At 69.9% G+C, this 23350-nt stretch carries 21 protein-coding genes; 8 read left to right on the top strand and 13 right to left on the bottom strand.

Going from position 1 to position 23350, the window contains the following annotated elements:
* Window positions 1–212 precede the first annotated feature (212 nt).
* Window positions 213–1706: an SNIPE associated domain-containing protein gene (locus tag BJ998_RS31740; protein WP_312890422.1), complete on the top strand. Its 1494-nt coding sequence runs from the start codon at window positions 213–215 to the stop codon at window positions 1704–1706.
* A 5-nt stretch (window positions 1707–1711) separates the two neighbouring features.
* Here the strand turns inward: BJ998_RS31740 and BJ998_RS31735 are convergent, their stop codons facing one another.
* Both BJ998_RS31735 and BJ998_RS31730 read right to left on the bottom strand, forming a co-directional pair.
* Window positions 1712–5767 (bottom strand): bifunctional nitrate reductase/sulfite reductase flavoprotein subunit alpha, encoded by a 4056-nt coding sequence (locus tag BJ998_RS31735; RefSeq protein ID WP_221338189.1) that lies wholly within the window; start codon window positions 5765–5767, stop codon window positions 1712–1714.
* Window positions 5768–5927: 160 nt separating this feature from the next.
* Complete coding sequence (locus BJ998_RS31730) at window positions 5928–6860, bottom strand: GlxA family transcriptional regulator (protein ID WP_184867002.1); 933 nt, start codon at window positions 6858–6860, stop codon at window positions 5928–5930.
* 71 nt (window positions 6861–6931) lie between these two features.
* On the opposite strand from BJ998_RS31730, the gene BJ998_RS31725 reads away from it, so the two are divergent.
* Entirely contained in the window at window positions 6932–7267 is a 336-nt protein-coding gene (locus tag BJ998_RS31725; protein WP_184867001.1) for a cupin domain-containing protein, read from the top strand.
* On the opposite strand, the gene BJ998_RS31720 is transcribed toward BJ998_RS31725, so the two are convergent.
* The gene (locus BJ998_RS31720; RefSeq protein ID WP_184867000.1) at window positions 7264–7941 is read right to left on the bottom strand and encodes a TetR/AcrR family transcriptional regulator; all 678 of its coding nucleotides are present in this window, start codon (window positions 7939–7941) and stop codon (window positions 7264–7266) included. The genes BJ998_RS31725 and BJ998_RS31720 overlap by 4 nt on opposite strands.
* A gap of 35 nt (window positions 7942–7976) precedes the next feature.
* Window positions 7977–8501 (bottom strand): PadR family transcriptional regulator, encoded by a 525-nt coding sequence (locus tag BJ998_RS31715; RefSeq protein ID WP_184866999.1) that lies wholly within the window; start codon window positions 8499–8501, stop codon window positions 7977–7979.
* 95 nt (window positions 8502–8596) lie between these two features.
* On the opposite strand from BJ998_RS31715, the gene BJ998_RS31710 reads away from it, so the two are divergent.
* The 3 genes from BJ998_RS31710 to BJ998_RS31700 all read left to right on the top strand — a co-directional run bounded on the left by BJ998_RS31710 (window position 8597) and on the right by BJ998_RS31700 (window position 11907).
* Window positions 8597–9724 (top strand): aminotransferase class V-fold PLP-dependent enzyme, encoded by a 1128-nt coding sequence (locus BJ998_RS31710; RefSeq protein ID WP_184866998.1) that lies wholly within the window; start codon window positions 8597–8599, stop codon window positions 9722–9724.
* A gap of 48 nt (window positions 9725–9772) precedes the next feature.
* Entirely contained in the window at window positions 9773–10834 is a 1062-nt protein-coding gene (locus tag BJ998_RS31705) for a DNA alkylation repair protein (protein WP_184866997.1), read from the top strand.
* A gap of 203 nt (window positions 10835–11037) precedes the next feature.
* Window positions 11038–11907, top strand: a complete 870-nt coding sequence (locus BJ998_RS31700) for a PaaX family transcriptional regulator (protein ID WP_184866996.1) — start codon at window positions 11038–11040, stop codon at window positions 11905–11907.
* Between the two features lie 30 nt (window positions 11908–11937).
* Here BJ998_RS31700 and BJ998_RS31695 read toward each other — a convergent pair whose 3' ends face one another.
* From BJ998_RS31695 to BJ998_RS31675, 5 genes are read right to left on the bottom strand one after another with little or no spacing between them, the layout of a single operon-like run.
* Window positions 11938–12780 carry an amidohydrolase family protein gene (locus BJ998_RS31695; RefSeq protein WP_184866995.1) on the bottom strand — a complete coding sequence of 281 codons (843 nt, stop codon included), beginning with the start codon at window positions 12778–12780 and terminating at the stop codon, window positions 11938–11940.
* Window positions 12777–14330: a benzoate-CoA ligase family protein gene (locus tag BJ998_RS31690; RefSeq protein WP_184866994.1), complete on the bottom strand. Its 1554-nt coding sequence runs from the start codon at window positions 14328–14330 to the stop codon at window positions 12777–12779. The genes BJ998_RS31695 and BJ998_RS31690 overlap by 4 nt, the downstream gene beginning before the upstream one ends.
* Before the next feature lie 9 nt (window positions 14331–14339).
* A complete protein-coding gene (boxB, locus tag BJ998_RS31685) occupies window positions 14340–15761 on the bottom strand; it encodes a benzoyl-CoA 2,3-epoxidase subunit BoxB (RefSeq protein ID WP_184866993.1) in 1422 nt (473 codons plus the stop codon).
* 1 nt (window position 15762) lies between these two features.
* Complete coding sequence (boxC, locus tag BJ998_RS31680) at window positions 15763–17361, bottom strand: 2,3-epoxybenzoyl-CoA dihydrolase (protein ID WP_184869069.1); 1599 nt, start codon at window positions 17359–17361, stop codon at window positions 15763–15765.
* Between the two features lie 59 nt (window positions 17362–17420).
* Window positions 17421–18716 carry an aminotransferase class III-fold pyridoxal phosphate-dependent enzyme gene (locus BJ998_RS31675; RefSeq protein WP_184866992.1) on the bottom strand — a complete coding sequence of 432 codons (1296 nt, stop codon included), beginning with the start codon at window positions 18714–18716 and terminating at the stop codon, window positions 17421–17423.
* 82 nt (window positions 18717–18798) lie between these two features.
* Here BJ998_RS31675 and BJ998_RS31670 point away from each other — a divergent pair, with 82 nt between their 5' ends.
* Window positions 18799–19449: a TetR/AcrR family transcriptional regulator gene (locus tag BJ998_RS31670; protein ID WP_184866991.1), complete on the top strand. Its 651-nt coding sequence runs from the start codon at window positions 18799–18801 to the stop codon at window positions 19447–19449.
* Entirely contained in the window at window positions 19446–20264 is an 819-nt protein-coding gene (locus BJ998_RS31665; RefSeq protein ID WP_184866990.1) for a class I SAM-dependent methyltransferase, read from the top strand. Before BJ998_RS31670 ends, BJ998_RS31665 begins: the two co-directional genes overlap by 4 nt.
* A 119-nt stretch (window positions 20265–20383) precedes the next feature.
* On the opposite strand, the gene BJ998_RS31660 is transcribed toward BJ998_RS31665, so the two are convergent.
* Complete coding sequence (locus BJ998_RS31660) at window positions 20384–21247, bottom strand: alpha/beta fold hydrolase (RefSeq protein ID WP_184866989.1); 864 nt, start codon at window positions 21245–21247, stop codon at window positions 20384–20386.
* 86 nt (window positions 21248–21333) lie between these two features.
* Between BJ998_RS31660 and BJ998_RS31655 the strand changes: the two genes are divergently transcribed.
* Entirely contained in the window at window positions 21334–21861 is a 528-nt protein-coding gene (locus tag BJ998_RS31655) for a CGNR zinc finger domain-containing protein (protein ID WP_184866988.1), read from the top strand.
* Here BJ998_RS31655 and BJ998_RS31650 read toward each other — a convergent pair.
* From BJ998_RS31650 to BJ998_RS31640, 3 genes are read right to left on the bottom strand one after another with little or no spacing between them, the layout of a single operon-like run.
* The gene (locus tag BJ998_RS31650) at window positions 21825–22556 is read right to left on the bottom strand and encodes a metallophosphoesterase family protein (RefSeq protein WP_184866987.1); all 732 of its coding nucleotides are present in this window, start codon (window positions 22554–22556) and stop codon (window positions 21825–21827) included. The two genes, BJ998_RS31655 and BJ998_RS31650, sit on opposite strands and share 37 nt — an antisense overlap.
* Entirely contained in the window at window positions 22553–22801 is a 249-nt protein-coding gene (locus BJ998_RS31645) for a BON domain-containing protein (RefSeq protein WP_184866986.1), read from the bottom strand. The genes BJ998_RS31650 and BJ998_RS31645 overlap by 4 nt, the downstream gene beginning before the upstream one ends.
* The gene (locus BJ998_RS31640; protein WP_184866985.1) at window positions 22798–23349 is read right to left on the bottom strand and encodes a nucleotidyltransferase family protein; all 552 of its coding nucleotides are present in this window, start codon (window positions 23347–23349) and stop codon (window positions 22798–22800) included. Before BJ998_RS31640 ends, BJ998_RS31645 begins: the two co-directional genes overlap by 4 nt.
* Between the last annotated feature and the right edge of the window lies 1 nt (window position 23350).

The raw sequence follows: 23350 nt of genomic DNA, 5'->3' as shown, positions 1-23350 counted from the left end.
GATGGAAACGGGGGCTGCTCTGCGCCCGGTCATAACGGAACCCGACTGCACGACGAAGCACCTGCCGAGGTTGCGGTCAGGAGGCCCAGGCGATGAAGTACCGGTTCAATCCCCCACCGAACTGGCCGCCGACGCCGGCGGGGTGGATTCCGCCCCAAGGGTGGCAGCCGCCCGCGGAGTGGCCGAGGCCGCCCGATTCCTGGCAGCTCTGGGTGCCGGACGTCCCGCAGGCAAGTGCCGCGGCGGCACAGCCCCAGCAGCCGGTCGACGCCCAGCCGCCGGAAAAGCGAGTCGGATTGTTCGCGGCCCGGAAGAGGCTCCCGCAGGTTGAGGCCGAGCTGCAGCTATCCCGAGAGCAGGAGCGTCGACTCCAAGGGGCCTTGCACCAGGAGAGCAGCCGCGCGACGCAGCTGGCGGCGCAACTCGCGGAAGTGTCGGCGCGGTACGACGAGCTGCGCGGCAGGGACGCGGTCGCACTGGAGAATGACATCGCGAACGCCCGCCGGCTGCTGGCCAAGCTCACCGCCGACGCGGAGGCGCAGGGGGCGAGCGATGCAGCCCGACAGAGCGAAGCGTCGAACGCGCTCATGGCTGTGCACCAGCAGGTCGAGGCGGCGCAGTCCGAATTGCAGCGGATCCGGGGCCAGATCGTCGAGACACAAGAACTCGCACTGCTGCAGGAAGCAGGAATCTACGAGTTCCGTCACCGACTGGCGGACTCCGTGGCGTACAAGGCATCCCTGGAGCGGCTCAAGGACGCCATCAAGACGTCGGCCAAGAACAACCATGCGATCACGGCCACCACGAACTGGACGGTCAACAACTCGGCCGTCGAGGGGCAGCGTATGGTCCGCGACTTCTCGAAACTGATGCTCCGCGCATACAACACCGAAGCGGACAATTGTGTTCGGTCCATGCGCCCACACCGACTGGAGTCGTCCAAGGACCGCCTCACCAAGGTCCGGGACATCATCTCCAGACTCGGCAAGACCATGCACATCAACATTGCCTCCGGATACCACAGACTGCGAATCGAGGAACTCGAACTCACCGCCGACTATCTGGCGAAGGTCGAGGAGGAGAAGGAGCGCGTCCGGGCGGAGCGCGAGCGCCAGCGCGACGAGGCACAGGCCCAACGCGAGTTCGAACGGGAGAAGGCGCGGCTGGCCAAGGAGTTGTCGCACTGGCGGACCGCCATGCAGAAGTGGACGGGCGCCGGTGACGCCGCCAAGATCGCCGAGGCTGAGAGCAAGCTGGCCGAGATCGGCGAGGCGATCAAGGGCGTGGAGGAGCGGGAGGCCAACATCCGCACCGGATGGGTCTACGTGATCTCCAACGTCGGGTCGTTCGGTCATGACGTCGTGAAGATCGGCCTGACCAGGCGGCTGGACCCCACGGAGCGAGTGCGCGAGCTCGGCGACGCCTCGGTCCCGTTCAAGTTCGACGTGCACGCACTGATCTTCGACGCCGATGCGGTGAGCCTGGAAACCCGCCTGCACCAACGGCTCGACAGCCGGCGGGTCAACCGCGTCAATCTCCGGCGCGAGTTCTTCCACGTCACGCCGGCGGAAGTCCTCGACATCCTCCACACGATGGGACTCCAGGACAACCTCGTGGACTACGTCGAGGAACCCGAGGCTGAGGAATGGCGGTCCAGCCAACGCCTGTCCGACGCCGAGCAGGGGGCACGCACGCCGGCCGCGTGACCGGGTCAGTAGACGTCGCGGAGGTAGCGGCGGTCGGTGGCGAGTTGCTTGAGGTAGGCAGTGGCCTGGTCGGTGGTCATGCCGCCGTGGGTGGCGACGATCTCGCGGAGGGTCCGGTCGACGTCCTTGGCCATGCGGGTGGCGTCGCCGCAGACGTAGACGTGGGCGCCGTCCTTCAGCCAGCGCCAGAGATGGGCACCGTGTTCGCGCATCCGGTCCTGCACGTAGACCTTGGCGCGCTGGTCGCGGGAGAAGGCCAGGTCGAGGCGGGAGAGGAGGCCGTCGGAGCGGAACCGGGAAAGCTCGTCACGGTAGTAGAAGTCGGTGGCACGGCGCTGTTCGCCGAAGAACAGCCAGTTGGGGCCGCCGGCGCCCCGGGCGGCGCGTTCCTCCAGGAAGCCGAGGAACGGGGCGATGCCGGTGCCGGGACCGACCATGATCATGGGGGCTGAGGGGTCGGCGGGCGGGCGGAAATGGGGCGAGCGCTGGATGAACGCCTTGACGGGCGAGCCGGCGGCGCGGTCGGCGAGGTAGGTGGAGCAGACGCCGCCATGGGATCCGTAGCGGACAACGGAAACGGTGAGCCGGATCCGGGACGGGCTGACGAGCGGACTGGACGAGATGGAGTACTGCCGGGGCTGCAGCCGCTTGAGGACCTCGGCCCAAGCCTGGGCATCGGCGCGCACAGGGTATTCCCGCAGCACATCGACGGCGTGCCGGCCCCAGGCCCACTTGGCCAGCTCGCCCTTGTTGTCGGGGCGCAGCAGGTGCCGCAGCTCGCGGTCGCCGTTGTGCTCGGCGACGAAGTGCAGCAGCGAAGGGGTGATCCGCGCGATCTCCAACTCGTCCCGGAGGGCGTCGCCGAGGTCGAAGTCGAGGCCCTCAAGGGAAATCGAGGACGAGCCGTCGAGGCCGGTCACGTCGAGCCACTCGTCGACCAGCGCGGTACTGTTGACCGGCAGCACGCTCAGGGCGTCACCGGTCTCGTAGACGAGGTCGCCGGCGTCGAAGGTGAACTCCCGGACTTCCTTGCCGGCGCCGGGCAGGCTGAGCAGCCGGTTGCCGACCAGCTCGATCTCACGGTGCCGGGCCGGGGACGAGTTCAGCGCGACGATCACCTGGTCGAGCCATCGCCGCGCGGTGGCCTGGTAGTCGGGCTCGCAGTCGACCCGCGGCACGAGATGGGTCGCGCCCAGTTCACGGAGCCGTTGGTCGATCCGCTTGCCGTGGCCACAGAAGTTGTCGTAACTGGAGTCGCCGAAGGCCAACACCGCATACTGGAGCCCGGCGAGCGTGTCCTGTGTGGACAGATGGTCCCAGAACGTGACGCCGTTGTCCGGGGCGTCACCGTCGCCGAAGGTGCTGGTGATCAGCAGCACCGGATTGCCGGTACGCAGCGTCTCGGCGGACGCCTCGGCCATGCTCACCAGCACCGGCCGCCACCCGTTCTCCGCCAACCGCCGCGCCGCCTCGGCCGCGAACTGCTCGGCGTTGCCGGTCTGCGACGCCCACAGGACCGCGATCTCCTTGCCGGGTAATGGTTCCGGTGCGGCACCGCCGCGTGAATACATGCCGGCGAGCAGACCGTCGACCCAGGCCGCACGGGTCGGTTCGATCGGCGCATGCGGCGGCAGCACCGGCACGCCGACACCCCCGGCAGTCACGCCGGAAGCGAAGCCCGCGAGGTATTGCCGCTCCGCGGAGGTGAAATCGGGCATCGGCACGTCGTCCACGCCGAGCATCGCGGCGAGGGGGATGGTGCGCTCGGTGGTGGCGACCTGCCCGCCGGGTCCGCCGGCCGCAGCCACGCCAGAAGCACCCGCGGCGAACCCGGCCGCCGCAGCCGCCACGGCAGATGCGGCTGATCCCGGAGAGACGGACGCACCGGACGCGGCGGAGGCAATCGTCCAGGCCGGCGGCACATCCCCGCCCGGCTCCGACCCGCCTGGCGCGGCGGCGGCAGCGACCTTGGCCAGGGACACCGCGCACACCTTGAACTCCGGCTGGAACGAGATGGGGTCGACGGCGTCGTTGGTCACGGCGTTCACGCTGAGGTACTCGCCGAACAGGTCGTTCCAGTGGAACGGGGCGAAGCAGCAGCCGGGACGGACCCGATCGGTCACCACGGCGGGGAGCACGGCGCGGCCGCGACGGGAGGCGATCTCCACCTGATCGCCGTCCACAATAGACATGTCGGCGGCGTCGGAGGGATGCAGCTCCAGGAAGGGGCCGGGGTTGAGCCGGTTGAGCTTGGCGACCTTGCCGGTCTTGGTCAGGGTGTGCCACTGGTGCTGCACGCGGCCGGTGTTCAGGGTGAACGGGAACTCGTCGTCAGGAAGCTCCGCGGCCGGCAGGTGGGGCCGGGCGAAGAACACCGCCTTGCCGGAAGCGGTGGGAAAGCTCACCGATTCGTCGGTGACGTAACGGATGGGGTTGCGGGCCGGGCCGTCCGGGGCGCTGGGCCACTGGACGGGAGTCTCGCGCAGCCTCGAGTAGGTGATGCCCCGTAAGTCGTAGCCGGTGAAGGGATTGCCGAAGCGCTTGATCTCCTCGAAGATCTCCTCGGCGCTGTCGTAGTGGAACGGGAAGCCCATCTCGACGGCGACGCGGGCGATGAGCTGCCAGTCGGGCAGCGCCTGCCCGGCGGGAGACACGGCCCGGCGCGCGAGCGTGACGTTGCGCTCGGAGTTGACCATCACGCCCTCGACCTCGGACCAGATGGCCCCGGGCAGCACGATGTCGGCGTAGCCGTTGGTCTCGGTGTCGGCGAAGGCGTCCTGGGTGATGACCAGTTCGGCGGCCTCGAGGCCCTCGATCACGGTGCGCCGGTTGGCCACGGAGGCGACGGGGTTGGTGCAGATGATCCAGCACGCCTTGATGTCGCCGTCGGCCATCCGCTCGAACATCTCCACCGTGCCGCGGCCGACCTCGGTGCGGATGGTGCCGGGCGGCACCTCCCAGAGCTCCTCGACGAACGCCCGGTCCTCTGTGGACAGCACGGAGCGCTGGCCGGGCAGTCCGGGGCCCATGTAGCCCATCTCCCGGCCACCCATGGCGTTCGGCTGCCCGGTCAGCGAGAACGGCCCGCTGCCGGGCCGGCAGATCGCGCCGGTCGCGAGGTGGAGATTGCACAGGGCATTGGTGTTCCACGTGCCGTGCGTGCTCTGGTTGAGCCCCATGGTCCAGCAGCTCATCCAGTTGCCCGCGGCGCCGATCCACCTGGCCGCGGTGCGGATGTCGTCCTCGGGAATGCCGGTGATGCGGGCGACCACGTCCGGCGGGTAGTCGGCGAGGAACTCGGGCATCGCCTCCCAGCCCTCGGTGTGCGCGGCGACGAACTCCTCGTCGACGAGGCCGTCGGCGTGGATCAGGTGCAGCAGCCCGTTGAGCAGGGCGAGGTCCGTCCCCGGTGCGATCTGCAGGAACAGGTCCGCCTTGGCGGCGGTCGCCGTGCGCCTGGGGTCGACGACGATCAGCTTGGCGCCGCGCTTGACCCGGTCCATCAACCGCAGGTACAGGATCGGGTGGCAGTCGGCCATGTTGGAGCCGATCACCAGGAACACGTCGGCGTGCTCGAAGTCCTCGTACGATCCGGGCGGCCCGTCCGCGCCGAGCGACAGCTTGTAGCCGCTGCCGGCGCTGGCCATGCACAGCCGGGAGTTGGACTCGAGCTGGTTGGTGCGGACGAACCCCTTGGCCAGCTTGGTGATCAGGTACTGGGCCTCCAGGGTGAGCTGCCCGGAGACGTAGAACGACAGCGCGTCCGGACCGTGCTCGTCGAGGATCGCGCGCAGCTTCGTCGCCGCGAGGGTGATCGCTCGGTCCACATCGGTCGGCTCGGCCGGGGCCTCCCGGTCGGCGCGGACCAGGGCGGTGGTGAGCCGGCCGGGCGCGGCGAGCATCTCGTGGCTGGTCGCGCCCTTGGTGCACAACCGGCCGAGGTTGGCCGGGTGATCCTTGTCACCGGCGACCGACACCACGCGGTCGTCGCGAACGGTGAGCACGATGCCGCAGCCCACGCCGCAGTACGAGCACACGGTCCTGACCGTCGAATCGGGCACGGGCGCAAACATAGGAACGGGCTGTTGCGCGGTGGTGACACGGCCCGCTGCGGCCGTTACATCTACTGCACAATCGTGTTTCGCGGGCGGTGAGGGCGCCGGCGAATCGGGCAAACCACGATACCGGCGACGTACCAGAACGGGTTGGGGATGCGCTCAGCTAGACCCGGAACGCTCGCCGGTAGGCGCCCGGAGTGGTGCCCACCACAGCCCGGAAGCGCCGGCGCAGGTTGACCGCGGACGTCAATCCGACGCGGGCGGCGATGGCCTCCACCGGCAGATCGGTCTCCTCCAACAGGCTGCGGGCCTCGGCGATCCGGCGGGACAGCAGCCAGCTGCCCGGGCTCGTGCCGAGTTGGTCGGCAAACCGCCGTGCCAGCGTGCGGGGCGAGACGTTGAGCTGGGCGGCCAGGTCGCCGACTGACAGCGGCGTGCCCAGGCGAGCGCCGGCCCAGGCCAACAGACCGTCCAAAGAGGACGATTGCGGCGACGCAGGTGCGTACTGGATCTGTCCGCCGTCGCGGTGCGGCGGCATCACCATGTGTCGCGCGACAAGGGTGGCGTGCCCGGCGCCGTGGTCCCGCCGGACGAGATGCAGGCACAGGTCGATGCCCGCGCCGGCCCCGGCGCTCGTGGCGACGTCGCCGTGGTCGACGTACAGCCGGTCCGGCTCCACCCGGATCTGCGGGAACTCCCGCCGCAACTGCTCGGCCCTCGCCCAGTGGGTGGTGGCGGAACGACCGTCCAGCAGGCCGGTGCGGGCCAGCGCGAACACGCCGGAGCAGATCGTGACGAGCCGCGCCCCACGGGCGTGTGCCCGCAGCAGCGCGCGGCGCACGCGGGCGGACAACGGGGCCTCCACCGGCAGCCAGCCGGGGATGATCACCGTGTCCGCGGACGTGAGCGCCGAGAGGCCCCGCGTCACGGACATCGCGTACCCGGCCGAGGTCGGGACCGGGCCGGGCGTCTCGGTGCACACCTCGAACTCGTAGTACTGCGGGATCCCGGCCCGCGCCGTGCCGAAGACCTCGGCGGCGCAGCCGAGTTCGAACGTCGACTGCACCGGGCGCACCAGGGCCACCACGCGATGCATGGCAGGAAAGTACCCCATGGTGTCATTTACGACACTGGCCCGCCGGCCACGAACCCGGCACCGTGAAGACCATGCACCCCGAGATCCTCGCCCAGCCGGGCTACATCTCCGCCCACGTCAAGGATTCCCCGGTCCGCGAGCTGTTCCCCGGCATTCGACTCCGTCCACTGTGGACGGGCCCGAGCGGCGCCCACGCCAATGTCCTGGAGATGGATCCGGGCACGTCCTGGCCGCGCCGCGACGTCCACGAGCCCGGCCCGGAGGAGGTCTACGTGGTCGCGGGCACGTTCAACGACGGCGCACGCGACTACCCGGCCGGGACGTTCCTCCACGCGCCGGCCGGATCGTGGCACGTGCCGTCGACCGCCACCGGCTGCACGCTGTTCCTCTTCTACCCCGAGGGCTAACCCGACAGCCGGTCCAGCCACTCCCGCAGCATCGCCGTCTCCGCCGCGGACAGCTTCCCGCCGCCCTCTCCCAGCGCCGCCGACAGCGCCACCGCCAGCGCCCCGACGGAACCGTCGCCGGGAGCAGCGTCGTCCGTCACCAACGAACCGAGCACGGCATCCCGGACACGGGCGGACATGCCCAGGTCGCGGTCGTCCTCCGGCCGGGCGATCAGGCTCAGGGTGACCCCGACGTTGGCGGCGACGATCTCCCGCGCGGCCTCGGCCGGCGGCACGAGCAGCCGTCCCTGCCGGGCGACCTCGACGAGCCGGTCCAGCAGCATGGCCTCGGCCCGAGCAGTCAGCGTGCACGGCACCGTCGGCTCGATCTGCCCGTAGAGCAGCACGTAGAAGCCGGGATGCTCCAGGCCGTAGCGCACGTGGCTGTCCCAGCCGGATCGCAGCGCCCGCACCGGATCGGCGGTGTCCTCGGTGTGCTGCTCCACGTACTGCGTGAACCCGTAGTTGACCACGGCGTCGAGCAGGCCCTGCTTGCTGCCGAAGTGGTGGTACAGGGTGGGCGCCTGCACGCCGGCGCGCTCGCAGATGGCACGGGTGGAGACGTTGCCGCCCCGCGCCTCGTGCAGCAGCTGCCCGGCGGCCAGCAGCAGCCGGTCCCGGGCCGAACTCGTCATGCCCAGAGCCTAGCGCTACACGGCGGCCTGTAGCGTCATTTCCTGGCCTTGGCCAGCTCCTCCTGCGCCCACGCCGCCCACTGCCGCTGCATCTCGGTGTAGCGCAGGCCCCATTCCAACGCGATCCGGCCGTAGACGGCGAGGTCGGCGGTCTCGGGCGCGATCGCCTCCTGGGTGGCGCGCAGTTCGGACTGGTGCTCGACGGCCTGACCCTCGCGCTTGCGCAGGAACTCCTCGCCCTGCTCGTGGTCGACCACGCCGAGGAAGAACACCCGCAGCAGCATGTCGTTGCGCCGCAGGACGGTCGGCTCGACGTCGGTGAGCCAGTGCTTGAGCTCGGCCAGTCCGGCGTCGGTGAGCGCGTACTCCTTGCGCCGGCGCGCGCCCTCCTCGGTGACGGTCACCAGGCCCGCCTCGGCCAGCTTGCCCAGCTCGCCGTACAGCTGGCTCTGCGTCGCCGGCCACACGTTCGCCAGCGAGCCGTTGAACGTCTGAAGCAGGTCGTATCCGCTCGCGGGACCGAAGGTGAGCAGCCCGAGGGCCGCGTGGCGCAGGCTCATGCCGCCATGATACTCCAGCTTTGACATGTTCGCTGAGCAACTTACATATCTGACATGTCAGTACAGAAATATGACTGCCTGGCAGGATGCCTGACATGACGACGGGACTGCCACACGAGGCCGTGCGCACGGCCTGGACGGCGCTGCGGACGGAAACCCCGATGCTGCACCTCGACACGGCGGCGTGCGGCCGCACCAGTGTCGCCACCCGGGCCGCTATCACCGAGCACCTCGAACTGGAAGCCCAGCTCGGCGGCTATGTCGCCGAGGCGGAGGCGGCGGAGGCGATCACGACGGCCCGCCGGCTGCTCGGCGACCTGCTCGGTTTCCGGACCGACGAGGTGGCGCTGCTCGACAGCGGCTCGGCCGCCGGGGCGCAGCTGCTGGCGGCGTGGCCGTGCGAGCGGGGCGACCGGGTGTGGATCGCGCCGAGCGAGTGGGGCTGGAACCTGGCGGCGTTCGGCGACCGCGGGCTCGACGTCACGATCCTCGACGTGGACGACGAGGGCCTGATCGATCTCGACGCGTTGCGGAAGAGGCTGCGCACCGAGCGGCCCGCCATGGTGCACCTGACCGCTTTCACCGCGCACCGGGCGCTCGCGCAGCCGGCGGCGGAGATCATCGCGATCTGTGACGCCGCCGAGGTGCCGGTGGTGATCGACACCGCGCAAGCGTTGGGGCACATCGACATCCCGGCCGGTGCGGCCGCGGTGTACGGCACCGGACGGAAGTTCCTGTGCGGGCCGCGCGGCGTCGGTTACCTGGCCGTGCGCGAACCGTGGCAGCGGAGGCTCACTCCCCGCGCCCCGGCGCTGAACCTGGGCGGACAGCCGGTCCGCAACCTGGAGAGCCGGGAGGCGTACGTCGCCGGCCGGGTCGGGCTGGCGACCGCACTCCGGCAGTACGTCGAGATCGGGCCGGCGCGGATCCGGGAACGGCTCGCGGCCATCGGCCGTGAACTCCGCGCCGGACTGGCCGATCTCCCCGGCTGGTCGCTGCGGGACGCCGTCGACGCGCCGGGCGCGATCGTCGCGCTGGTGCCGGACGCGGAGAGGGATCTGGTCCAGCTGCGGTCGGATCTGATCGAACGCAAGATGGTGTGCACGGCCTCGGGGCCCGAGCGGGCGCCGATGGACATCCCGCGGCCGATGCTGCGGCTCAGCCCGCACGTGGACTTCGAATCGGCGTGGATTCCACAGATCAGGTCGCTGCTGACGGCATAGCCCCGCCATTCGCTACAGTTGATACATGCCGACGTATAGCGGGTTCTGATGCCCACCGCCGAGGAGATGCTGAGCGTGGCGGCGGTGCGGACGCTGGCCGACGTGCTGGGCCAGGCGCCGACGGTCCGGTCCGTGCAGCTGGACGGGGCGGCCTTCAGCGACCGGGGCCGGCTGGTCCGCGACGCGCTGCTGGCCGACCTGCCCGCGAAGTACGCGTCGTTCGAACGGGCGATCCGCAGGGCCATGCAGGATCCGCGCTTCACCGGCTGGATGATCTGGCCCGTCACCGAGGCGGTGGCGGTTCGCGCCGTGCCGGACGCGTTCGACGAGGGCCTGGCGCTGGTCGCCGACCTGACGTCCCGGCTCACCGGCGAGTTCGCGCTCCGCACCTTCCTCGCCGCCGACCTGGACCGCACGCTGGCGGCCGCGCTGCGCTGGACCGCCAGCCCCGACGAGCACGTCCGGCGGCTGGCCAGCGAGGGAACCCGGCCGCGGCTGCCGTGGGCGAAGCGGGTTCCCGCCATCCTCGACGATCCACAGTCGACGGTGCCGATCCTCGACGCCCTGCACCGCGACCCGTCGCCGTACGTGCGGCGGTCGGTGGCCAACCACCTCAACGACATCAGCCGGGCCGATCCCGCGCTGGCCGTCGACATCGCGACCCGTTGGCTGACAACGGAGACGCTGCCGCTGGTGCGACACGCCCTGCGCACCCTGATCAAGGCCGCCGACCCCGGCGCGTTGTCGCTGCTGGGCTTTCCACCGGCCACCGCGGTCACCGTGGTGGGGCCGACGCTCGGCGCTGCACACGTTCGCATCGGCGAGGAACTGCCGTTCGAGTTCACCCTGCGCAACGACGGCGGCGCGGAGGTGCGGCTGGCCGTGGACTACGTGGTGCACCATCGAAAGGCCAACGGCACGCTGAGTCCCAAGGTGTTCAAGCTGACCACCCGCACCCTCGCGGCGGGCGAATCCGTGACGATCGGCCGCCGCCACTCGTTCCGTCCGATCAGCACCCGCGTCTACCACGCCGGGGAACACGCCCTGGAACTTCAGGTCAACGGCCGCACTTTCGGGCGAACCTCGTTCACCCTGCGCCCCCAGGGCTAGACACAGGGGTGGTGTCACGCCACCGTCCTGTAGATAATCGCCGGAGCAGCCACCCCCGCCATCACCCGGTGGGAGCAATTCCCGTGGGCGTCAGGCCGCTTTACAACGGCGGGACTACGACGGTCAGGTGACCCGAGGTTCGCGGTCGACGGCCGGTGCGTGGCACAGTAGTGCATTCACGGCAGTCACTGAGGACGGTTCAGATGGGTTCTGGTGCAACCGGGTCGGGCCGTGGCGCCCGCCCGACGGTCACCCGGCGCAGGGAGGTCAGCGACGCCAGCGCGCGCTCGCTGCTGACCACGGTACTGGGCGAGTACGTGCTGCCGCAGGGAGAACCGGTCTGGACACAGACGATCGTCGACGTGCTCGGCCGCTTCGACATCGAGGAGAAGTCGGCCCGGCAGGCGCTGGCCCGGGTCGCCGCCGAGGGCTGGCTCAGCTCCGAGCGGGTCGGGCGCCGGGTGCGCTGGGCGCTCACCCCGCCCGGGCGGCGGCTGCTCGTCGAGGGCGCCGAGCGGATATACGGCTTCGGCAGCGGCATCCAGCAATGGGACGGCCGCTGGCTGGTGGTCATGGTGTCCGTGCCCGAGACCAAGCGCGAGCTGCGGCACCGGCTGCGGACCCGGTTGAGCTGGGCCGGTTTCGGCTCCCCCGAGCCCGGAGTGTGGGTGTCCCCGCACGTCGGCGCCGAGGTCGAGGCGAAGTCCATTCTGGAGGACCTGGCCCTGACCAGCGACGTCATGTCCTTCATCGCCACCTACGGCGCGCTGGGCGACGTGCAGCGCATGGTCGCCGCCGCCTGGGACCTGCAGGAGGTCGCCGAGCGGTACGAATCCTTCATCGACCAGTTCAGCGGGTTGGACGCCCGCACGCCGGAGGCCGCGCTGCTGGCCCAGACCCGGCTCGTGCACGAGTGGCGCCGGTTCCCGTTCCTCGACCCGCAGCTGCCCGGCGAGCTGTTGCCGGCGAAGTGGAGCGGCTCGCGGGCGACCCAGCTGTTCAACGACAACCATGCGGCGTGGCGGGAACCGGCCCAGCGTGGCTGGCAGGAGTTGGTGTCGCAGCAGGCGTGAGCGCGCCGGCCGTGCCCACCCTTTCCTTGCCTATACATCCAATCCCGGGAACACCTTGGCGGCGTTTCCGCTGAGCACTCCGGCCAGCAGCTCCTCCCCGAGCCCCAACTCCCTGAGGGCGGCCACGTTGCGGGCCGCGCCCGGGACTCCCGGCCAGTCGGTGCCGAAAATCCAGCGGGCGGCGAGTCGCCGCAGGTCGAAGCGGGCGTAGTACTCGGGAAGCTTGCGCGGCGGCAGGCCGGCGAGGTCGAGCCACACGTTGGGCTTGGCCAGCGCGAGGAAGGCCGCCGTGTCGTACCACCAGCCCCGGCCGCCGTGGGCGAACACGAACTGCACGGCCGGAAAGTCCTCGACCACGTCGACCAGCAGCGCGGGATCCCCGTAGCTGGAACGGGATCCCGGGAAGCTGGACACTCCCGAGTGGAAGATCACCGGAACGCCGCGTTCCTCGCACACCCGGTACACCGCATAGACCTCGCGGTCGCCGGGCGAGAAGCAGCCGTGCACGGGATGCAGCTTCACGGCCACGGCGCCGAGGTCGAGCTGACGCTCCACTTCGGACGCCAGCGGGTGGTGCAGGTGCGGGTTCACGTTGGCGACCAGCCGGAACCGCTCCGGGTTGTACGAAACGATCGGCAGCAGGTCCTCGATCGGCTGAATTCCCGTCGCCCGCGGGCTGTACTCGCAGAACAGCAGCGCCCGGTCGACGCCCTGCTCCGCGAGCAACGCGTCCAGCTTCGAAGGCACCGGGTCGCCGTTCTCGGAGTAGACCGAGCGCCACGGGTGGTCGCCGCTGAACTGGTCGGCCCACTCCAGCCACGCCGGCTTCAAAGTGGACAGTCGCGGCACGTGCACGTGCGCGTCAACGATCATCGGTCAACCCGGTCATCGATCAATACGTCCTTGACGATGTCCCGCAACACGTTCCGGCGAATCTTGCCGGTGGCGGTCTTCGGCATCTCGGTCACCTCGACCACCGCCCGCGGCCGCTTGTACGAGGCCAGCCCGTCCCGGCACCACGTGATCAACGCATCCTCGTCCACCTTGTGCCCCAACGCCGGCACCACGCACGCGACGGGCTTCTGCAGCCCGGACTCGTCGGTCGCCGACACCACGGCGACCTCCTCCACGTCCGGGTGCTCCAGCAGCCGGTTCTCCACCTCGAACGGCGACACCCACACGCCGCCGGCCTTGAGCATGTCGTTGCTGCGCCCCAGATACGTGTAGGTGCCGTCGGCGTTGCGCCGGTAGGTGTCGCCGGTGCGCAGCCATCTGCCCTGGAACACCTCGCGGGTGATGTCGTTGCGGCACCAGTAACCCGTCGCCGTCGACGGCCCGTTGACGAGCAGATCCCCCGTGTCGGCGAGGTTTCCGGCCTCGTCGCGGATCTCCACCTGGTAGCCGGGCACGGGCACACCGCTGGTGCCGGCCACCGCCTCGCCGGGCCGGTTGGACAGGAAGATGTGCAGTGCCTCGGTGGAGCCGATGCCGTCCAGGATCTCCACGCCGAACCGGGCGCGGAACTTCTCGAACAGCACCGCCGGCAGCGCCTCCCCGGCCGAAACCCCTTGCCGCACGGTGGAAAACGCGTCATCGGGAACAGCACTGGCCAGGGTCGCCGCGTAGAAGGTGGGCACGCCGAACAACACCGTCGCCCGATCGGCGGCGGCTCGGCCGGCGATCAGCTCCGGCGTGGACCGCGACCGTTCCAGCAGCGCGACCGCGCCGGCGGCCAGCGGCATGAAGCACGAGTTGCCCAGCCCGTACGCGAAGAACAGCTTCGACACCGACAGGCAACGGTCCTCAGGATTGAGCTCCAGCACCCCGTTTCCGTAGTACGTGCCGACGGCGCGAATGCTCTCGTGCCGGTGCATCGCCGCCTTCGGCTGCCCGGTGGTCCCGGAGGTGTACAGCCACAGCGCCGGCGAGTCGGCCCACGTCCGATACGGCGTCTCCAGCGCGCCGGCGTCGACGAGGTCGTGCCACTGGCTCACCGCCACGCCCTGGCGCGGCGCGAAGTCGGTTTCCCCGTCCAGCACCACGATTTCGACCTCGGGCGCCAGCTCCACGGCGGCCTGGCACGCCGTCGCGAACTCCACCGACGCCAGCAGCACCCGGCTCCGCGAGTCGGCCAGCAGCGTGGCCAGCTCGACCGGCGTCAACATGGTCGACACCGGCACCGGCACCGCGCCCAGGTACATCGCGCCGAGCACGGCGCTGAGCATCTCGACGTCGTCGGCCATGCTGAGCACGACCCGCTCCTCGGGCCGGACCCCCAGCTCCCGCAGCCCGGCCGCCACCCGGTGCACCTGCTCCGCGAGCTCCGCGTACGAGAGCGTGCGCCGGCCGGTGACGACGGCGGTGTGCCCGCACTCCAGATGCCGGTCGACCAGGTACTCCGCGGCGTTGAACCGGTCCGGCATCGGTGCTCCTCAGGCCAGATGGACGTATTCGTACTCGAACGGCTTGCCGTTGATGCCGTTGGTCGGCGGCGCGACCCAGGAGGCGATCTTGCCCCGTTCGTAGACCGGACGCATCAACGACTGCACGAACGTCAGGTCCTGGCTGGTCGGCAGCCACTTGTCGCTGGCCCTGGTCCACGTCGCCTCGTCCAGGATCTCCCCGTCCGGCGAGACATGGAAGGCCGAGTTCACGCCCACGTGGCGGTTGAAGGCGGGGTGCGGCAGCCGCAGCTTCCGGTCGATGCCGGCCTCGGCCAGGATGCGGTTCCAGCGGGTGACGCCGTGCTCGCAGTCGGCGATGTACTCGTTGCGCAGGTCCAGGTTCAGCATCAGGATCGTGGACAGCTCCTCGGCGCCCCACGTGCCGTCCGGGCGCGGCGTCTCCAGCAGGCCGCCGGTGTCGGTCAGCTTGTGGTCGTCCTTGCGCCGGCCCTCCTGCCAGCGGCCCTTCAGCCCGGCGGTGTAGTAGTTCGCGGCGTTGGTCGAGGTCTCGCTGCCGAACAGGTCCAGCGACACGCTGTAGTGGAAGTTGATGTACTTCTGGATGATCTCCAGCGGGATGCCGCCGTGCGGGGCGATGTCGAACGTGTCGTGCTCGCGGATCAGTTCGGCGCTGCGGGCCACCACCCGGTCGACACCGGTGGTGCCGACGAACATGTGGTGCGCCTCCTCCTTGAGCATGAACTCGCAGGTCCGCGAGAGCGGGTCGAAGGCGCTCTCCTTCAGCGTGCCCAGCTGATACTTGCCATCCCGGTCGGTGAAGTACGTGAACATGTAGAACGCGAGCCAGTCCGCGGTCTCCTCGTTGAACGCGCCGAGGATGCGCGGCGAGTCGGGACTGCCGGAGTTGCGCAGCAACAGATCCTCGGCCTGGTCGCGGCCCTCGCGGCCGAAGTAGGCGTGCAGCAGGTACACCATCGCCCACAGGTGCCGGCCTTCTTCGACATTGACCTGGAACAGGTTGCGCAGGTCGTAGAGGCTCGGCGCGGTGAGCCCGAGGTGGCGTTGCTGCTCGACGGAGGCCGGCTCGGTGTCGCCCTGGATGACGATCAACCGCTGCAGGTCGGCCCGGTACTCGCCGGGCACCTGCTGCCACACCGGCTCGCCGCGGTGCTCGCCGAAGCCGATCCGCCGCTCCTGCTCGCGTTCGGCCAGGAAGATGCCCCACCGGTACTCGTCCAGCTTGACGTGGTCGAAGTGGGCCCAGCCGGCGCGGCCGACGCTGACCGCGGTGCGCAGGTAGACGTCGTGCGTCTCCAGCGTCGGGCCCATCTCCGACCACCAGTTCATGAACTTCGGCTGCCAACCCTCCAGGGCGCGCTGCAGCCGGCGGTCCGAGGACAGGTCGACGTTGTTGGGGATCTTCTCGTCATAGTTGATGGGGCTGGCCATCTCACACTCGCTTCCGGTCGAACACCGGCTTCTGGCCGGTGCCGTAGCGGCGCAGCGCGCCATCGGGGCCGGCGGCGTTGGGTCGGTTGAAGATCCAGTTCTGCCAGGCCGTGAGCCGGGCGAAGATCTTGGTTTCGAGGGTCTCCGGGCCGACGAACCGGTGGTTGGCCTCCATGCCGGTGAGCGCGTCCGGGCTGAGCGAGGCCCGCCCCTCCAGCACGATGCGGATCTCGTCGGTCCAGTCGATGTCGTCGAACGCCTCGGTGACCAGGCCGAGGTCGGCCGCCTCGACGGCGTCGACCGGCTTGTCCAGTTCGGACAGTCGGCCGACATCCTCGCCGTAGAACCGGGATTGCAGCCGGGTCAGGCCGTTGCCCATCGGGAACGGCCCGAAGTTGGCCGGGGTGAGCTGGATCGCCGCCCGCTCGTCGCTGTCCTCGTCGTCGATCGGCGGTCCGTCCAACATGTACTGCCGGTCGCAGGCGAAGGCCAGTTCCAGCAGCATTCCGACGAAGCAGGAACCGGGTTCGATCAGCGCGATCAGGCTGCGGCTGGTGACGTCGAGCCGCTTGAGAACCCGCTTGTAGTAGTGCCGGATCTCGTTGCCCAGCCAGGAATCGTCGTTGAGCAGTCGGTGTTCCTGCGCCAGCACGGCGTCCGGGTCGCCCGCGGTGGTGAACACCCAGGTGCCGAGCTCGGTCTCGTTGGTGCGCAGGCGAAGGATCAGGTCGTCGAGCTCGCGGGTGACGGTCAGCGGCCAGTTCTCGTCCTCGGAAGCATGGACGGTGATCTTGACGAGACCCAGGTCCCGCTCGTAGGCGGCCTTCACGTAGCGGTAGCGAATGCCGTCCTCGTCGACCTCACGCCGCAGCGGTGTCAGCTCGATGCCCTTGGCGTCCTTCGGACGGGTGGAGCGCTCGGCTGCTTCGAGCGCACGCTCCCTGACCACCTCGTCGAACCGCCGCGGCGGCACGACTTCGTCGACCAGTCCCCATTGGACAGCGGGCCGGCCGCGCATGCCGTCGCTGCGGGTGGCGAACACGTCCGCGCGGTCCTTGCGCACCCGGCGCTTGTCCACCAGCCGGGTCAGGCCGCCGGTGCCGGGCAGCACGCCCAGCAGCGGCACCTCGGGCAGCGCCACCGCCGAGGAGTTGTCGTCCACCAGCACGATGTGGTCGCAGGCCAGTGCCAGCTCGTAGCCGCCGCCCGCGCAGGACCCGTTGACGGCGGCCAGGTAGGTCTGGCCGGAGTGCTCGGTGGCGTCCTCCATGCCGTTGCGGGTCTCGTTGGTGAACTTGCAGAAGTTCACCTTCCACTCGTGGCTGGACGCGGCCAGCATGCGGATGTTGGCGCCGGCGCAGAAGACCCGGTCCTTGCCCGAGGTGACGATGACCGTGCGTACTTCGGGATGCTCGAAGCGCAGTCGCTGGGTGGCGTCGTAGAGCTCGATGTCCACGCCGAGGTCGTAGGAGTTCAGCTTGAGCTCGTAGCCGGGCACGATGCCGGCCGACTCGTCCACGTCCAGCACCAGCCAGGCCAGCTCCCCCTCGACCCGCATGCGCCAGTGCCGGTAAGTGTCCGGGTGCGCGTCGAAGGACACCTGCACGGTCCGCCTCCTCGTGGTGAGGATCTCAGTTTCTACAACATGACGCCGTTACGTCAATGTTCCTGTAGAAATTCACCCAGAACGTTGCCGATCTTGTCCACGATCTCGTCCAGGTGCTCCCGCTCGCACACCAGGGGCGGCGCGATCTGCACCACCGGCGCGCCGCGGTCGTCGGCGCGGGCGATCAGGCCGACCTCGCGCAGCCGTCGCGGAATCGCGCCCTTGATCTGGGCCGGATCGGCCAGGTCCAGCTCGGCTGCGTAGAAGAAGCCGTCGCCGCGGACGTCCTTGACGACGTCGAGTCGGTGCAGCTCGTGCATCCTCCGCCGCAGGTGCGGGGCCAGCTCGCGGACCCCGTCCAGGATCTTGTCCCGCTCGAAGATCTCCAGGTTGCGCAGGGCGATCGCGGCCGCCAGCGGGTGGCCGCCGAAGGTGATGCCGTGCGAGAGCGCCTGGCCGGGGCGGAAGTACGGCTCGGCGACCCGGTCGCTGACCAGGACGGCGCCCATCGGGGCGTACGCCGAGGTCAGCCCCTTGGCGATGGTGATCATGTCGGGGACGACCTCGGGCACCGCGAAGTACTCGCCGATGCGGCCGAAGCCGGTGATCACCTCGTCGGCGACGAGCAGGAAGCCGTAGCGATCGGCGAGTTCGCGGAGGCCGGCCCAGTAGCCCGTCGGCGGGGTGAAGCAGCCCCCGGCGTTCTGCACCGGCTCGGCGATCAGCATGCCGATGGTCCCCGGGTCGGCGGCGATGATCGTCTCTTCGGTCTCGCGCAGCAGGAACTCGAGGTCGCCCTCGCCGGTGTTGGGCACCCTGGCCACGTCGATGGCCGGCGGGCCGAAGGGGTCCTTCAGCGCCGGGATGCCGGTGAGGGCGAGGGCGCCCAGAGTCTGGCCGTGGTAGGCGGTCCGGCGGGCAACCGCTTTCACACGCTCCGGCTGGCCGTTGGCGACGTGGTACTGGCGGGCGATCTTCCATGCCGACTCCACCGCCTCGGAGCCGCCCGAGGTGAAGAAGGCCCGGTTGATGCCGTCCGGCGCGAGACCGGCCAGGCGCTCGGCCAACTCGATCGCCGGCGGGTGGGCGGTGTTCCAGTTGGTGTTGAACGGCAGGCGCTTGAGCTGGGCCGTCGCCGCCTCGGCGAACTCGTCCCCGTAGGAGTAGCCGAGCTGGGCACAGAACAGGCAGGACAGCGCGTCCAGGTAGCGGCGGCCGTCCGTGTCGATCACGTGCACACCCTCGGCACGGTCGATGACCAGCGGATACTCACCGTCACGGAGCTTGGCGTGCTGGCCGAAGTGCAGCAGCAGGTGGTCGCGCAGGCCCCTCTTCACGCTGTCGGTCATGCCCTCGATCCTGGCCCCGCTCGTGGCCGCGGGCTAGACTGACTGAAAAACGGATTCAGTCAGTTCGTCAGGAGGCTTCGGCGTGAAGGCGGCTCGCATCCTCGACGCGGCCGAGGAGCTGCTGGTCAGCTACGGGTATCGGCGGATCACCGTGGACGAGGTCGCGCGGCGGGCCGGTGTCGGCAAGGGCACCGTGTACCTCTATTGGCCCAGCAAGCTGGAACTGTTCGGCGCCGTGCTGACCCGGGACGCCGCCCGGTTGGTCGCCGATCAGCTGGATGCGATGCGGGCCGATCCCGCGGAGGTGCTGCTGCACCGGTCGATGCGGTGGGTGTTCCTGGCGATCATGGCCCGGCCGCTGGCGCGGGCGTGGTCGACCGGTGACGTCGAACTGCTGGGTGAGCTGATGACGCGGTCGCGGAGCGGCATGCTTTTCGCCGGCGGGAAGCGGGAGACGACCGACCGCTACCTGGCCGTGCTGCACAAGCACGGCCTGCTGCTCGACGAGCCGTCGGATCTCTTGGCGTACCGGCTGTCCGCGGCGGTGACCGGTTCGTTCGTGCTGGAGTCGCTGACGCCGGATTTCGACGTCGAGGACAAGGCCGACGCGCTCGCGCTGACCGTGCGCCGGGCCTTCGAGCCTTCCGCGACACCGGATCCCTCGGCCGCCGCTGTCGAGGTCGTGGGCCTGTTCTCGGACTGGCTGTCCGAACTTCTCGGGGAGTTGCCATGACGCAGGTGAAGGTTCGGCTGGACCGGGCGATGGAGACCTCGCTCGTCACGTTGTACGGCAAGGCTCTGGACGCCCGGATGACCCCGTCGATCCTCAACGACCACATGGCCGTCGAGGCGCTGTCGAAGATCGATTACGACTTCTCGCGGATGAAGGCCGTCAACGAGAAGGTCGCCCCCAACGCCGCCTCCCGTTCCAAGCACTTCGACGACTGGACCCGGGAGTTCCTTGCCGCGAACCCCACCGCCACCGTCGTGCACCTGGCTTGCGGCCTGGACACCCGGGTGTGGCGCATCGACCCCGGCCCGTCAGTGGCCTGGTTCGACGTCGACTTCCCCGACGTCATCGACGTCCGCCGCAAGCTCTTCCCCGCGCGCCCCGGCTACCAGATGATCGCGTCATCTGTGACCTCGGAGGCGTGGCTCTCGGCCATTCCCACCGACCGCCCCGTGTTCCTGCTCGCCGAGGGCCTCACGATGTACCTCTCCCCCGCGGACGGCCACCTCCTGTTCCGCCGCGTCGTCGACCACTTCGGACACGGCACCTTCGCCTTCGACGGCCACAACCGCTACGGCATCTGGCTCGTCAACCTCATGCTCAAGCGGGCCTTCGGCAACCCCATGCTGGAGTGGGCCATCAACAGCCGCGCCGACATCGATGCCATCGACTCCCGCCTGCACTGCGTCAACGCCGACAGCGCCCTCCTCGCCCCGGCGTCCCGTGCCCTCCCGCCCAGCACCCGACTCCTCACCCGCCTCGTCAAGCACTTCCCGCCCCTCCGCGACCTGGGCCTCTACCTCCGCTACACCTTCTGAACCCCGCGAGTCACGCTCTGGGACCCACCGAATGTAGGTTTCGGACAGAACTGAGAGTCGAGTTTCAGTTCTGCCTGGTTCTTACATTCGGTGGGTCTGAGCGCGTGACTCGCCGGGGTTCAGGACAGGTGTTTGGGCGCGAAGTCGCGGATCAGCGCGGCGATGGTCGACGCCTGGGTCTCCAACGCGAAGTGGCCGGCGTCGAGGAGGTGGATCTCGGCGTCGGGGACGTCCCTGGCAAAGGCGCGGGCGCCGTCGGGGCCGAAGATCTGGTCGTTGCGGCCCCAGGCAGCCAGGACGCCGGGGCGGCGCTCCCGAAGGAAGGCCTGCCAGGCGGGGTAGAGCGGCGGGTTGGTGCGGTAGTCGTGGAAAAGCCGCAGGTTGACCTCACGGGCGCCCGGACGCTCCAGCAGCAGGGCGTCGAGGGTGTAGGCGTCGGGGCTGACGAGCTCGGGATCGGGCTCGCCGTGCAGGTACTGCCACCGGACGAGATCGAAGGTCAGCGCGGCGGCGGCTTGCGCCTCGGCGGAGGGGTTCCAGTCGGCCCAGGACGCCCGACGTGGGGCCCAGAACTCGGGGACGAGGCCCTCCTCGTAGGCATTGCCGTTCTGGGTGATGATCGCCCGCACCTGGTCGGGTCGCTTGACCGCCAGGCGGAAACCGACGGGTGAGCCGTAGTCCTGCACGTAGACGCCGAAAGTGCCCAGGCCGAGCTGCCCGACGAACTTGTCGATGACCTCGGCGAGGTGGTCGAAGCTGTACTCGAACTCGTCGACGGGCGGCATGTCGGACTGGCCGAAGCCGGGCAGGTCGGGCGCGACGAGGTGGAAGTCGTCGGCGAGCAGCGGGATGAGGTCCCGGAACATCACCGACGAGGTCGGGAAGCCGTGCAGGAGCAGCAGCGTGGGCCGGGCCGGGTCGCCGGCCTCCCGGTAGAACACCGACACCCCGTCCACGGTCGCCCTGCGGTACCGGATCGCCATGACATCCTCCGAAGTCGAAGTAACGCACGATGCGTTACTTGAGCGACCGTAGCACAAGTAACGGAAGATGCGTTACTCTGGATGTCGTGACCACTTTTCCACTGCTCGGCGAGCCCCTGGCGGTCGATCTGGCCAACACGACCGTGCGGATGCGCGGCCGGGACGTGGACCTGATCGCCGATGACGCGGGCCTCGCCGCCTGGCTCGACCTGCACCCGGCGCTGGGCGCGGTGGACGGGGACGAGCTCCGGGAACTGCGGGACGCCGTCCGCGAGGTCTTCCGCTCGGCCGTTGACAGCCGCCCGCCGTCACCGGCGGCCACGACGAGCATCAACAAGGCCGCGCACCGGTGTGTGGCCACCTTGTCGTCCACTTCGGACGGTCCGGTGGTGGAGTGGGGTGGTGGCGCGCTCGCCGTCATCGCCCGGTCGGCGGTCGAGGTCGTGGCCGGCGCAACGCTGCGGGGCTGCGCCAACCACGACTGCGTGCTGTTCTTCGCGCACGGCGACGAGCGGCGGAAGTTCTGCGACACCAAGACATGCGCCAACCGAGCCCGCCAGGCCCGGCACCGCGAGCGTCACTCCGGCACGACCGAAGCCGGCTCCAGGGTGTAGACGCGGTACGCGGCCTGGATCACCGGCTGCGCGACGTTGCGGACCCGAACCCCGCCCGCGGTGGTGCCGGCCTCGCTGCCGTAGTGGGCGTGGCCGTGCAGGGCCAGGTCGACGTTGCTGTCGTCGATGGCCTCGGCGAGCAGGTACGAGCCGAGGAACGGGAAGATCTCCGGCGGCTCGCCGCGCAGCGTGTCGGCCGACGGCGAGTAGTGCGTCAGCGAGATCCGGACGTCGGCGGTCAGCCCCAGCAGCGCGGTCCGCAACTGCTCGGCGACGTCCTCGGTGTGGTGGATGAACGCCTTCATCTCCCGCTCGCCGAAGGCATGCCCGCACTTGCCGGCGAACCCGCCGCCGAAACCCTTGGCGCCGGCGATGCCGACCCGCACGCCGTCGACGTCCAGCACGGTGCCGCTGCCCTCCAGCACGGTGATGCCCCGGTCGACGAGCAGCCCGGCGATCTTCTCCTCGGCGTCGGACTGGTGGTCGTGATTGCCGAGCACCGCGACCACCGGCACGTCCAGCCCGGCGAACTCGTCGGCGACGACCTCGCCCTCGGCGACGGTGCCGAGCCTGGTCAGATCGCCGGCCAGCAGCACGAGATCGGCGTGCTCGGCGATGCCTTCGTAGGCGGGGCGCAGGGTGCCCTTGGTGTCGACGCCGAGGTGCACGTCGCCGACGGCGGCGACCCGGATCATCGCAGGTCCTCCTGTTCGGTCGGCGGATCCGCCCGCACGATGTGCACCTCGTTGTGCAGCACCAGTCCATCCGCGTGCTCGGCGACGACCTCGGCCACCGCCGCGCGCCGCTGCTCGCACGCCACATCGCCGGACAGGAACAGCTGATCACCGCGGATGCGCACGTGCACGCCCAGCTCCGCGGTCCGCGGGTCCTCGGCGAGCGCGCGGCGCAGCGCGGCCACGTCGTACTGCGGCACGTTCACGGCACGACCTCCTCGATGTCCAATCGCTTGAGCAGCAACAGAAACGCCTCCGCATAAGGGGATTCGGCGGTGCGGTCCCACACCTGCTTCCAGTCGACCTGTTCACGCAGCGCCCGCGCGATCGGCAGCACCTCGGTGAAGTCGCACCGATGCGGCCCGAACACCTTCAGCTTGTCCACCATCAGGTCGGTCGCGGTGGCGACCGGCATCTCCGCCGGCCCCACCCGCATCCACTCCGCCCGCTTGAGCACCTCGTCGGTGACGGGCTCGCGATTGGGGTGGTGCAACAGATCCACCAGCCGGTCGCCGTCGTACACCTTGGCCAGCCAGTCCAGCGGCGTCTCGGCGGCGCGCATTCCGTTCGCCACCAAGGCACTCACGGCCCGCGACACGTCCTGCTCGCGGACCAGCACGTCCACGTCGTGCGTGGTCGGCGGCCCGCCCCTGGCATACACGGCGCATCCGCCGGTCAGCGCGAACGGCACCTCCGCGGCCGTCAGTGTGTTCGCGACCTTGGCCAGCGAGCGCAGCAGCTCGGTCTGCTCCACG

The organism is Kutzneria kofuensis (genome assembly GCF_014203355.1).
GTDB classification, from domain to species: Bacteria; Actinomycetota; Actinomycetes; order Mycobacteriales; family Pseudonocardiaceae; genus Kutzneria; species Kutzneria kofuensis.
Note: the sequence above shows the minus strand (reverse complement) of the source record. Positions and strands in the feature narration are given on the sequence as shown.